General features: G+C 60.7%; 10 protein-coding genes and 1 pseudogene. 3 read left to right on the plus strand and 8 right to left on the minus strand.

Annotated features, from left to right (window positions below; all coding sequences use genetic code 11):
• Positions 1–293: 293 nt before the first annotated feature.
• Positions 294–1518: pseudogene (locus GUY37_RS07075) on the plus strand (IS3 family transposase).
• A 417-nt stretch (positions 1519–1935) separates the two neighbouring features.
• Here GUY37_RS07075 and GUY37_RS07080 read toward each other — a convergent pair.
• Complete coding sequence (locus GUY37_RS07080) at positions 1936–2802, minus strand: alpha/beta fold hydrolase (RefSeq protein ID WP_166823859.1); 867 nt, start codon at positions 2800–2802, stop codon at positions 1936–1938.
• A 36-nt stretch (positions 2803–2838) separates the two neighbouring features.
• Positions 2839–3258, minus strand: coding sequence for a hypothetical protein (locus GUY37_RS07085; protein ID WP_166823862.1), 420 nt, complete (start codon positions 3256–3258; stop codon positions 2839–2841).
• A 152-nt stretch (positions 3259–3410) separates the two neighbouring features.
• On the opposite strand from GUY37_RS07085, the gene GUY37_RS07090 reads away from it, so the two are divergent.
• Positions 3411–4379, plus strand: a complete 969-nt coding sequence (locus GUY37_RS07090) for a LysR family transcriptional regulator (protein WP_166823865.1) — start codon at positions 3411–3413, stop codon at positions 4377–4379.
• Positions 4380–4657: 278 nt separating this feature from the next.
• Here GUY37_RS07090 and GUY37_RS07095 read toward each other — a convergent pair whose 3' ends face one another.
• Positions 4658–4930, minus strand: coding sequence for a transposase (locus tag GUY37_RS07095; RefSeq protein WP_208094786.1), 273 nt, complete (start codon positions 4928–4930; stop codon positions 4658–4660).
• Positions 4931–5294: 364 nt separating this feature from the next.
• Between GUY37_RS07095 and GUY37_RS07100 the strand changes: the two genes are divergently transcribed.
• The gene (locus GUY37_RS07100) at positions 5295–7310 is read left to right on the plus strand and encodes an ABC1 kinase family protein (RefSeq protein ID WP_166823868.1); all 2016 of its coding nucleotides are present in this window, start codon (positions 5295–5297) and stop codon (positions 7308–7310) included.
• Between the two features lie 55 nt (positions 7311–7365).
• Here the strand turns inward: GUY37_RS07100 and GUY37_RS19135 are convergent, their stop codons facing one another.
• From GUY37_RS19135 to GUY37_RS07120, 5 genes are read right to left on the minus strand one after another with little or no spacing between them, the layout of a single operon-like run.
• On the minus strand, positions 7366–8262 hold the full coding sequence (locus GUY37_RS19135; protein ID WP_228278411.1) for an ABC transporter ATP-binding protein: 897 nt from the start codon (positions 8260–8262) through the stop codon (positions 7366–7368).
• Between the two features lie 2 nt (positions 8263–8264).
• Positions 8265–9182, minus strand: coding sequence for an ATP-binding cassette domain-containing protein (locus GUY37_RS19140; protein WP_228278412.1), 918 nt, complete (start codon positions 9180–9182; stop codon positions 8265–8267).
• Complete coding sequence (locus GUY37_RS07110; protein WP_208094787.1) at positions 9179–10087, minus strand: ABC transporter permease; 909 nt, start codon at positions 10085–10087, stop codon at positions 9179–9181. Before GUY37_RS07110 ends, GUY37_RS19140 begins: the two co-directional genes overlap by 4 nt.
• A complete protein-coding gene (locus tag GUY37_RS07115) occupies positions 10084–11124 on the minus strand; it encodes an ABC transporter permease (RefSeq protein WP_208094788.1) in 1041 nt (346 codons plus the stop codon). Before GUY37_RS07115 ends, GUY37_RS07110 begins: the two co-directional genes overlap by 4 nt.
• A gap of 2 nt (positions 11125–11126) precedes the next feature.
• On the minus strand, positions 11127–12776 hold the full coding sequence (locus GUY37_RS07120; RefSeq protein ID WP_166823871.1) for an ABC transporter substrate-binding protein: 1650 nt from the start codon (positions 12774–12776) through the stop codon (positions 11127–11129).
• Between the last annotated feature and the right edge of the window lie 18 nt (positions 12777–12794).

Here is a 12794-nt window from a genome sequence, read left to right on the forward strand (position 1 = left end):
CGGGCCGTTAAATTCGCTCTATCGAACGAGCGACGCAAACCAACTGGCAATTCGCCGGAAAATGCCTTGTTCCTTCGGGACACTGTATGACGATGCCGGATCGAGCAGTGGTGATGGCACGAGTTCTCGACTATCGAGGTTTGAAATTACGGAGTTCCCTTCATTGCCGTATTCGAAGCTACCGAGCTTTGGTTCGTTGGAGTAGGACACTCGAATGGAGTTGGGGACTGATGCAGGGGTTTGATGACATCTCATCTGGCTTGTTCTCAAGCAAGTCTGGAAGGATAGACACCATGCCACAGCCCTACCCGAAAGAGTTCCGCGATGACGTCATCCGCAGCGCACTGGGCCGGGACAAGGACACCACGATCGCCCAGACCGCCAAGGACTTCGGCATCCACGAAGGCACCATCGCGAAATGGCTCCGCCAAGCAGACATCGACGCCGGCAACAAGCCGGCAAGACCACGGACGAATCCGCCCAACTGCGAGAGCTGCGACGTCGCACTCGCCTGCTTGAACAGGAGAACGAGGCCCTGCGTCGTGCCGCCGGGTACTTGTCGCAGGCGAATCTGCCGTCAAAAGGCTCTAACCGCTCGTGAGAGAGCTCGCCGCCGACGGGACCCCCGTGGCGGTGCCAGAGGGGGTACCTCCCGCTCGAGAGTGGAGCGCGCGGGGAGCGGGTCTTGAAGCTCTCTAGCCAGCCCTACTACCGATGGCTGGCTTCCCCGGTCCCTGAAGCCGATATTGTCGAGGCCTATCGAGCCAACGCCCTGTTCGATGCCCATGCCGACGATCAGGATTTCGGGTACCGGTACCTGGCCGACGAGACCGAGGCGGCCGGTGAACCCATGGCAGTGCGCACCGCTTGGCGGTTGTGCTCGGACAACTCGTGGTTCGCGGTTTTCGGAAGGGCCCGAGTCAAGAACGGTAAGAGGCCGGGCCCGTCGGCTCATGACGATCTGCGCATCATCACTGATGCCGATGGGCGCACCCGCCACGAGTTCCGAACCGATGGCCCGAATCAGCTCTGCCTCAACGATATAACGGAGCACCACACCGATGAAGGCAGGCTGTGCTTGTGCGCGTTCAAGGACATCTACTCTTCGCGCATCGTCGGCTACTCGATCAGCTCAAGGATGAAGGCCCAGCTGTCAATGCCCTCGAGATGGCTGTGGTCCGTCGCGGCGGAGATGTGACCGGGAGTGTGATGCACTCCGATCGCGGCAGCCAATTCAGGTCGAAGAAATTCACTCGCGCCCTGGACTGCCGCGGCATCGTCGGGTCGATGGGCAGGGTCGGCGCGGCTGGTGACAATGCTGCGATGGAGTCCTTCTTCGCCCTGGTTCGGAAGAACGTCCTCGACCGTCGCTGGTGGGCGAGCCGGGAGCAGTTGAGAATCGCGGTCGTGACGTGGATCGAGCGGACGTATCATCGGCGTCGGCGGCAAGCCCGGTTGGGTCGTTTGACACCTGTTGAGTACGAAGCAATTATTGAGTCACCTGCAGTCGCAGCCTGACACCCCGCTTGTCACCCCTCCTTGCGTCGCGTTCTTGCCCGTCTCCGTAAAGCCAGCGACGCCTGCGCCGACGTTTACTCCTACTTCGATAGTCGTCTCAGCTCTAGATCCACGCCGTCTCCGCGACGTGCTATGGAAGGTGAAGAGGGCCTACTGAAGCGATCAACGGTCGCTCGGCCATCTGCGTGGGATCGCCCCAGGGCCTCCGCAACCGCGGTAACTACGGCCATCCGATTGTTGCTCCACGTTGGAGGGCTGGGAGCTCTTCTACAGCCGCATTTATGAAGAGCTGCTAGAGTTGTGGAACTCATGCTGGTACGGCGCGGGCCGCGGACATTTCTAGTCTGAGAGGTCCGCGGCCCGTTGTTAGTAAGTGAGCGCTACCAGCGCTACGTGGAACTGTCGCCCACTGGTTGGTTAGATCCTGGTAGCGGATTTCTTCTTGTCCTCGACGATTTCGAGGGCGCGCTTGAGATAGGTCCTGAACACGGCGTGGTTCTCGCTCATCGGGAAGTGGCCAATCTCTTTCATTTCGATGAACTCTGCGTTGCGGATCTCGCTGGCGGTCCTGGCGCCGTCCTCAGGCGTTGTGAGGTAGTCGTACTCGCCATTCATAATGACTACTGCGCAGTGGTCGGTATCGATCTCTTCGAGCTTCCCACGCAGGTCGTGATCCGCTGAGTAGAAGTGTAGATCGCCTTTGAAAGATTCGGAGCCTTGGGAGTAGTAGAACCAGGTTTTCCACCGGTCCGCGTCAGGGGACTGAGGTGCCATGAGGTCCCATGTGCCACTGGCGCAGACTTGAGCGGCGTTGGCATGTGGATGGTGCCACCAATCCAAGTAGAATCCGGGGGAGTAGTCTGCGCCTTCGACAGAGATCACTGCGTCGAAGCGTTCCGGATTTCGATAAGCGAGCTGTAGACCGATGTTACCTCCGAAGGACGACCCCATGAAAATCGGGTTTTCCAGTTCTAACTCGTCGCATAGAGCAATAATGAAATTGGCGTAGTGGTCGGCTGAGAGCTTGTATTCCTCCTTCCACCATTCAGAGTTCTCAGGTGGGTCCGATTTGCCGTGGCGGGGGAGATCATAAGCGATGACCCTGTAATTGGCGGTAACTTCTTCGTCTTCCAATAGTCCGCGCCATTGGTGGTTATGGGCACCTGCGGTGTGCTGGCAGACGAGCGGCTGTCCGGTGCCATTTTCGAGATAGAACACCTTGTATTCTAGTCCGTCGACATCGACGGTGACATAGTGGCCGGTAACCGGTGAAATTCTAGTCATGAGTTTTGCTCCTTGTTACAGGGAAAGTCGGTTAGGTCAGGAAGTGGGGCAGGGCACGCCTGTGGTGCGGAGTAGTTCAATTTGGCGAGTTACGCAGCGCAGGTTCTGCATCAGGATGAGGATTTCGCCTTCAAGTCGCATGTCTCGACGAAACGTTGCGGCCCATATACCGTGGAACATCGGATTGGGGGTCTCCTTGCTGAATTCCCGCCAGGTGGCCGCGCTTGCTTTAATCGAGAATTGGTACGCGACATCTAGCGGACCAGGATCGACGGCGATTTCGGCAACTTTGCCAGCGTTCATCCGTATGACGAACAGATGCTCCTCCATGTCTAAAAGGAAGGAACATGTGAAGTATTTCCCATGCGCGCCGATTTCGGGATCGTGATCGTTGGCTCGGGTGAACGCGGCAACCCATTCCTGGGCCGACGGCGTTGTACTAGTAGTAGAAGTCATCTCGTATTCCTTATCGCCTGATGTTGTGAGCGGGCATCTATTGCCCTTCTCAGTAGATCGCGATCTTCGTCGCAACGTCCAAGACTCCTTTCCGATGCGGCGATAGGCGGAAACTATTGACCGGTTAGATGGAGGAGATATAAGATTTAGCCATGCAGCCACCCTTCGAGTTGCGGGTTTTGCGCTACTTTGTCGCTGTTGCCGAGGAGTTGCACTTTGGACGCGCCGCCGCCCGGCTTCACATCGCACAGCCATCTTTGAGTGTTCAAATTCGGAATCTCGAACGCGCAGTTAACGCGCCTTTATTAAGCCGAAACAGTCGCACTGTGGCCCTGACTGCTGCTGGAGAGGTGCTTTTGAATCGTTCGCGGGAGCTTCTGGCTGCCGCTGACGAAGCAGCACTCCTCACTAAACAGGCAGCCAGGGAGCCCAACCGAAAGCTGGTCGTAGGCTTTCAGGCGAACGCAGCAGCGGAACTTACTCCCACCATCATGGAGTCTTACCGTCGCACCAATCCGCGTGTCGAGGTCGAAATGCGCTCATATTCCTTTGACGACCCGACGGCCGGGCTGTCGGACGGCAGTTCCGACGTCGCATTTGTCCGGCCGCCCCTCCCAGAGTTCGAGAACCTTCGGGTGGTTGCGTTGTTCACTGAGCCTAGGGTTCTGGCGGTGTCTGAAACCTCCGAGCTTGCCCGTCATTCCTCGGTCCATGTCGATGAGCTGCTGGATGAGCCCTTCGTCGCTCGGTGTGCCCCGGATGTGTGGCGGGACTTCTGGTTGGCTACTGACTTCCGCCACAACCACGCGCCTGTCATCGGCTCGGAGGTTAGCTCCGTTGATGAGTGTTTCGAAGCCATTCTTAGCCAGAAGGGCATCGCTTTCACTCAGGCCTCCACCGAGCGATTTTATGGCCGACCGGGTCTGACTTTCGTCCCCGTGACCGGGATCGCCCCCTCCACTCTTGGTGTGGCATGGCGACAGGATAACGAACATTGGATAACACGAGCTTTCGTTGAAGTAGCCAGGTATGCTGCACTGAACACACCTCTTCCGCAGGCCTCCCCGCTATCTGCCTCAGGCTTTGGACATTTCGGCACCACGACTGAGTCAGACGGGTAGAACGTAGGCTTCTCCGCTATATCGGAGCAACTCGGTCCAACGTGCTTCAAGGACCACCGTCGTGCAATCGGTGATTGAAAGTTCTTTCGAGTTACTGCTCTGATTGGCATTGCGGCCTTCTGTGGACAGGAATCGCTCGAAGACGATGTGTTCGGTAGCTTGCAGCATTGGGCGGGACTCGTGCGAGCAGAGGTGTCATGTTCATTATGGGGCTCCTTGGTGGCTTGTCTGGGCTGGCCCTTGCGAGCGGTAGACCTTCGGGGGTCGCCAGTCGACAGTCAGAATCTCCTGTCCAAGCAGGCGAGTGCGACGTCGCAGCTCCCGCAGTTGGGCGGATTCGTCCGTGGTCTTGCCGGCTTGTTGCCGGCGTCGATGTCTGCTTGGCGGAGCCATTTCGCGATGGTGCCTTCGTGGATGCCGAAGTCCTTGGCGGTCTGGGCGATCGTGGTGTCCTTGTCCCGGCCCAGTGCGCTGCGGATGACGTCATCGCGGAACTCTTTCGGGTAGGGCTGTGGCGCGGTGTCTATCCTTCCAGACTTGCTTGAGAACAAGCCAGATGAGATGTCATCAAACCCCTGCATCAGTCCCTCTGCTCAGCGATCGAGCTTCTGCTTGTGCTGACTGCGCCCCAGCTCCGTTGGCTGGAGACGTTCATCTTCCCCGAGTTGAACGACGACATTGGCTCTCGAGCCAATCCGGTCCTCCCGTTAGGGACGGCAGGTTCGAGTCTGTCAACTGAAGGGTGTGAAGCGAGGGACTGGCTTCGACACGCACCCCACCACCTTGATGCACTGCAAACTCTCAATCTCAGCCAGCTCTGCCGAAGTGGGCATCAATTAGGCTGGGGACGGCGAACCGCTGTCGCTGCACAGCAACACCGCCGTGCATCTGATCGAACGACGGAAGGGCTGACGGGTGACGATCCTCTACACCATCGGACTGGGCGTCCTCAGCGCGCTCATCGTCGGATTCCTCGTCCGGCGGATGATGCTCACCGGCACCGGAGCCGCCCGCAACACCATCGTCTCCCTCATCATGGGCCTCTCGATCTGGCCCATCACCCTCCAGGCCTACAAACTCCTCGGCATCTCCGAATCCGACCAGTACCCGAACCTGTCGATGAGCTTCCCCGCCATCATGGTCTTCCTGCTGCTCTTTGCCTGGTTCATCGTCATCCAGATGTTCGTTCTCCTCGCGATCGAACTCATCATGCCCTCGGGCACCCTGAGCTCACTCATCCGCAATGCGCCGAAGATCCCCACCTGGTATCGCCGCGTCAACCGCCTGGCCCAGATCCAGAAGATCCTCATCAAATTCGGCCTCTCCCGCTACCTTCGGCCCAGAATCCCCACCCTCCGTGTCTCCCTCCGAGAGATCGCCGCCACCACCCGTGACGCCCTGGCCGCCTCGGGAGTCACGTTCATCAAACTCGGCCAGTTCATCGCCACCCGCGGTGACATGATCCCTCACGAATTCGTCGAGGAGTTCTCCACCCTCCAGGCCGGGGTGAAGCCCGTTCCCTTCGCCGAGGTGAAGGACCAACTCGAGACCGAATGGGGCCGTCCCGTCGCCGAGGTGTTCGCCGAGTTCGATGAGAAGCCCTTCGCAGGTGCCTCCGTCGCTCAGGTCCATCGCGCCGTCACCTGGGAAGGTCGCGCGGTCGCGGTAAAGGTGCAGCGGCCGAAGATCCGCAAACAGGTCCGCGCGGACTGCGATATCGTCCTCACCTTGGCCGACCGCCTCGATCGCACCACTGACTGGGCGAAGAAGATCGGCATCGCGAAGCTCGCGCGCAGCTTCGTCGATTCCCTGCAGGGTGAGCTCGACTATCGCGGCGAGCTCGTCCACATCGAGGCGCTTCGCCTCGCCGATGAGTCCGGCCGGTCGACGACGAAGACCGAGTCTGTCGTCCATATCCCCCACGTGTACAAGGAGCTGTCCGGCGAGTTCGTCATTGTCATGGACCTTGTCGAGGGTTCCCCTCTGTCCCACGGCGCCGAGGTGGTCGACCACCTCTCCGAAATCGCGCGCAGAGAGATCGCCCAGGACCTCTTCCTCATGGTTGTCCGCCAGGTGCTCGGCAAGGGCATCTTCCACGCCGACCTCCACCCCGGAAACATCGTCGTCTCGAGCGCGGGCCGTGTTGGCCTCGTCGACTTCGGTGCCGTCGGCCGCATCGACAAACGCGACCGTCGAGCAATCGCACTGCTGCTCATGGCCTTCGACTCGCAGAACTCGCAGGCGGCGACCGCTGCAATCCTCGACCTGCTCGGCACGCCGAGCGAGGTGAACCTGCGAGAGCTGCAGCGTGAGATCGGACAGATCATGCTCAAATACGGAGACGGGGCACCGGGCTCGACCTCGGCGGCATTGTTCGGCGAGCTCATCGATTTCGTCGTCGATTTCGGTTTCCCGATGCCGGCCTCTGTGGCGACAGCGTTCCGTGCCATCAGCACCCTCGAAGGGTCGATCACCCGGCTGGTGCCTGAACTCAATCTGCTGGCGCTCGTGACCCAGAACGGCAAGACACTGCTGCGCGAGGTCGGGGGACTGGGAGTCGACCGACACGAGATGACGCTCTACGCGGCAGCGACCGCGCCCCAGATCGCCGAGCTGCCCGGGCAGATCTCGCGCATCGCCGGTCACCTGCAGGACGGTACGCTCGACGTCGGCACAAGTGGCCTCAACATCGCGACCATCAAGAATCTGCTGGTCTCCACCGTCGAGCAGTTCATTCAGGTGATCGTCTCGACGGCACTCATCCTCGGTGGTGTGATCCTCATGGCTGCCGACTTCGGGCCTGCTTTGGCGCCAGAACTCAAACTCTTCACGTACTTCGGCGCGTGGATGCTCCTCGCTGGCAGCGTCATAGCGGCGTTGGTCCTCGCACCGGCACTCAGGCAGCGCATGACGTGGGAAGGGCTGGGGTAGCCGCCACCGGCTGAGGACTCCCAACCAATCCTCGGCGTCGATGGCACTTAGGCACCTATTCGGTTGCCACGAAGTGGCCGCCTCCCAGATCCTGAAGTGTCACCTTTTCGGGTCCTTGATCCTCAGGCCAAACAGGGCTGGGGATCTCTCCGGCGATGAGAGCCCGTTCGCGCCGCTGACCGGGATCGGCGATCGGTGCGGCATCCATGAGTCGCTGAGTGTAGGAGTGCTGCGGGTTCTCGAACACCTGCCGGCGAGGTCCCATTTCGACGATCTGGCCCAGATACATGACGGCGACGCGGTGGGCGATGCGTTCGACGACGGCCAGGTCGTGGCTGACGAAGAGATAGGACAGTTCGAACTCCTGCTGCAACTCGATCATGAGGTTGAGGACTGTGGCACGGACGGAGACGTCCAACGCTGACACGGCTTCATCCGCCACGATGAGACTGGGGTTGAGCGTGAGCGCGCGAGCGATGCAGATGCGCTGCCGCTGTCCGCCGGAGAACTGGTGCGGGTACTTCCGCATGTCATCGGCACTGAGCCCGACGAGTTCGAACAGCTCGGCGACACGGTCATCGGCATGACTGTTCGACGCGGCCCGGTTCAGGCGCAGCGGATCGCCGACGATCTTGCCCACGGTCTTGCGCGGATTGAGACTGGCGAAGGGGTCTTGGAAGATCATCTGCAGATGGCGGCGGTGCGGCCGGAGCTCCTTCGTCCTCAGCTCGGTGATATCGGTGTCGAGCAGCTTGATCGTTCCACTGTCGGGCTTCTGCAGTCGCATGGCCAGGTTCGCCAATGTGGTCTTGCCGCAGCCGCTCTCACCGACGAGCGCGAAGGTCTCGGCGCTGTTGACGTGAAAGCTGACGTCTTCGACAGCATGGACCCGCATACCACCGGAGAGCGAGAAACCCTTGACCAGATTGTCGACATCGAGAATTCTCGTCATCGTCAGACCTCTTCCTTATCGAGGTGGAACAGTGCGGGGGAGTCAGTGCCGTTCATCGATCCCAATTTCGGAACAGCGCTGAGGAGCTTCTTCGTGTACGGATGCTGAGGACTGTGGAAGATGCTCTCAACGCTGCCGGTTTCGATGGCGTGGGACTTCCGCATGACCAAGATCCGGTCGGCGATCTCGGCCACCACGCCCATATCGTGGGTGATGAAGATGATCCCGGCATCGAGGTCGTTCTTCAGCTCACGCAGCAGAGCGAGAATCTGTGCTTGGATCGTCACATCCAATGCGGTGGTCGGTTCATCGGCGATGAGGACCTTCGGCTGACACGCCAGGGCCATGGCGATGACGACGCGCTGGCGCATGCCACCTGACATCTGATGGGGGTATTGGCGCGCACGCCGTTCAGGTTCCGGAATGCGCACCCGTTCCATGAGTTCGATGACACCCTTCTTCGCTTCCCTTCGCGACAGGCCTTTGTGGACTCGCAGCACTTCCGCGAGCTGGTTGCCCACCGAGTACACGGGATTGAGCGAGGTCAACGGCTCCTGGAAGATCATTGCGATGTCGTTGCCTCGGATGGTGCGCATCGTCGATTCGGAAGCGGTGCGCAGGTCGATGATGTCTCCGTCGGCTCGGCTGAAGCACATCTGACCGTCGGTGACCTTTCCCGATGAAGAGAGCTCGACGAGTCGCATGATGGCCAGAGAGGTCACTGACTTTCCTGAACCGGATTCGCCGACGATGGCCAGGACCTCACCGGCGCTGACGTCGAAGGAGATATCGTCGACGGCAGTGTTGTCCTGGAATCTCACCGAGAGGTTCTTCACCGACAGGATCGGAGGCACCTCGTGTCCGGAGACGTTCGGGGTCGGCGAGACTTCGTCAGGCGATGTGATCGCTGCAGTGTTCATCGTTCACGACCTTTGGGGTTGAGTGCGTCGTTGAGTCCGTCGCCGGAGAGGCTGACGCTGAGGACGGCGAGGAAGATGGCCAGACCCGGGAAGGCCACCGGCCACCAGGCGGTGAGCATCTGCTCACGGTTGTTGCCGAGGATGAGACCCCAGCTCATCGTGTTCGGGTCGCCGAGACCGAGGAAGCTCAGTCCCGCTTCGAAGAGCATCGCCTGACCGATGACCAAGGTCGACATGACGACGATCGGGGGCAGTGCATTGGGCAGGATCGTCTTCATGATGATCCAGAAGTCACCGGCTCCGGCAGCGCGGTCGTTCCTGACGTAGTCGAGTTCGCGGATGCGCAGGAACTCGGCGCGGGTGATGCGCATGGTCGCCGGCCAGCTGACGACGCCGATGGCGATCGTGATCGTCAGCAGACTCGGGGTGAACAGAGTCACGAGCACCATGGCCAGCAGCAGCGGAGGCAGCACTTGGAAGAACTCGGTGATGCGCACTGCTGCAGAGTCGGCCCATCCTCGGTGATAGCCGGCGAACCCGCCGAGGATGATTCCGATCGCCGTCGACAGGACGGCCGCTACCACGCCGACGAGCATGGTGGCTCGTCCGCCATAGAGCAGCTCGGCGAACAGATCGCGTCCGAGGGCATCGGTGCCGAGCAGCACATCGGACTCGCCCGGGGCCTCCATCGGAATGCCGACGATCTCGAAGGGGTTGTTCGGGTAGATCATCGGCCCGAAGGTGATGGCGAGCAGAATCACAGCAAGCAACGAGAGACCGATGAGGGCGACGCGGTTGCGTCGGAACAGGGTCCATGCCGTCGTCGGTCGCTTCCGTTTCGCAGCCTCCGGCGGCTGCTCCGGCTGTTCCTGACCGGTGCCCGGCAGTGACATGATGTCGGTCATTGTGGCCCTCCTGAGACGGCGATCCGCGGATCGATGATGCGGTAGGCCACATCGGTGACCAGATTGGCGATGATGACGAGGACGGAACTGGCCAGCAGGATTCCCAGGATCACGGGAGTGTCGCGGCGGAGGATCGACTCGAGCAGCAGTGAGCCGAGCCCCGGCCAGTTGAACACGACCTCGATGAGGACCACGCTCGACAGCAGGGCACCGACGTGGAGTCCGAGGAGCGTGACGACCGGAAGCACGGCATTTCGCAGCGCATGTTTGAAGATGACGACCTTGCCGCCCAGGCCTTTGGCCCAAGCAGTGCGGATGTAATCGGAGTCGAGGACTTCGAGCATGCTCGTGCGTGCGGTGCGACTGTAGAGGGCCACATAGATGAGCGCGAGAGCCGTGGCAGGCAGGACCAGGTGCATCGCCGTGTCCCACATCTGCGGAAGCACATGCGGGGAGACGATGATCGAGTTCATCCCCTGCACCGGGAAGATCGGCAGAGCGATCGACAGCGCCAGCAGCAGCAGCACAGAGGTCCAGAACACCGGTGCGGCGAAGCCGACGAGAGCGAGGACGGTGACGAAGTAGCTGAGGATTCCCTGCGGCTTGATCGCGGCGACGACGCCGAGCAGTGTGCCGATGATCAGGCCGACGGTCATTCCCGTCCCGGCGAGAAGCACGGTCGGATACAGACGTTCGCCGATGAGCGCTGTCACGTCCTGTCCGAAATAGAACGAGTAGCCGAGGTCGAAGTGGACGATCTTGACCAGATAGTGCCAGAGCTGGACGAGGATCGGGTCGTTGAGCCCATAGGCCTCTCGGATCGCTTCGAGCTGTTCGGGTGTGGTGCCGCCGGACTCGCCGGCGATGACGGTGGCCGGATCTCCGGGGGCCAGATGGATGAGGACGAAGTTGAAGATGACGACGGCGAGCAGGAGGAGCACTGCCTGCCCGATGCGTGAGGCGATCGACCGGGACCGAGCCAAGGCCATGCTTCTGCGCCCTTTGAGTCTGATCTTCGGAGGAACTGTCTGAGACATGGTCAACCTTCCATCGAAGTGTCGAGCAACGGCGACATGATGCCGAACGAGCCATTGGGAGCGTTGTGCACGGAGTCCGAATAGATGTTGCGATACTGTTGGTTCTCCAGAGGCAGGATCGGCAGTTCGTCGGTGAGGATCTTCTGGACCTTCGCATAATCGGACTTGCGCGTCTTCTCATCCGGCGCGGCGGCGGCCTTCTTGAAGAGTCGGTCGACGTCCTCATTGCAGTACTGGGACATGTTCGCCCAGAGCACGCCTTTCTTGATGTTGTCGCACAGGTAGGTGCGTTCGACTCCGACGGCCGGGTCGCCCCAATTCCAAACGTTGTCCAGAGTCATGTCGTAGTCGTAGTTCGCCACTCGGTTGCCCCAGGTCGGCTCATCGGCGGAGCTGCGGATCTTCACGGTGATGCCGACGTCTTTGAGGTTGGCTTTGATGGTCTCGGCGATGCTCGATGACATCTCGGCGCTGAGCGGATCGTAGTCGAGCTGGACGGTGAACCGATTGCCGTGCTCATCGAGTGGGTAGCCCGCCTCGTCGAGCAGATCTGCGGCCTTGTCGAGATCCCTGTCGTAGTGGGGGAGCGAATCGTCGAAATAGGGGCTGCCGTTGGCGATCGGGCTCGTGGCTGCTTCGATCTGGCCTCGATGGAGCTTGTTGACAAGGTAGTCGCGGTCGATCGCATAGGCGATTGCCTGGCGAACCCGCTTGTCCGAGACGTTATCGCTTTTGACGTTGAACCCCAACCAGGCGAGGGCGCCCAGTCCTTCGTAGCCCTCATCGGCAACCGTGACTCCGTCGACGGCCTCCATGCGCGAGAGGATGGAGGGCGTGTTCGAGAGCATCATGTCGATCTCGCCCTTCTCGGTCGCCAGCGCCAGAGTGTTCTCATCGGAGATGATCTCGATGAGCACCTGCTTCGGAGCCTTCGCATTGTCCATAAAGAAGTCATCGACCTTGTCGAGCACAATGCGTTTGCCTTCGAGATTGCTGGCCAGGCGGTAGGGGCCGGAGCCGACGACGTTCTGTGCGTTGTGCGGATCGTCGGCCACCGTGTCATCGCTGCCGTAGACATGCTTCGGCATGACCGGAAGGAACGGCGGACTCATCGCGGTCATCAGCGCCGGGTGCCTGCGCGACATATTGATCACCACGGTCTGATCATCGGGGGTGTCCACGCTGGTGACAGGGCCGAAGAGATTGGCTCCGAAGGGATGTTCCCTCTTCACGACCCCTAGCGAGAAGGCCACGTCCTCGGAAGTGACAGGCTGGCCGTCGTGGAATTTCGCGTCCTCTGCGAGGTGGAGGGTCATCGTCTTCCCATCGGCCGATTCCTTCCATGACTTCGCCAGATACGGCTCTGGTTCGAGGTCGTCGTTGAGCCGGACCGGACTGGCGAACAGCTGCGCACCGGGAGTCGCCGTCGCAAGCCCCGACTGGACCGCGGGATTGAGGACGCGAGGGACCGAACCAGTGCCGAAGATGAGCGTGTCATCGCTGCTGCCGACCAGCGCGGACGGTGCCGCGCATCCGCCGAGCACCAGCCCCAGCGCCGCCGCGATCGCGATGGCCAGGGTGAGTAGGCAGGCGGTCTTCCGCTTGAGTGGCCGCGGACGATCCGCGTCGTTCTTTCTGCGGGTGAACTTCATTGTTCCCTCTCTGATGTT

The sequence above is a fragment of the Brevibacterium limosum genome (genome assembly GCF_011617705.1).
GTDB classification, from domain to species: Bacteria; Actinomycetota; Actinomycetes; order Actinomycetales; family Brevibacteriaceae; genus Brevibacterium; species Brevibacterium limosum.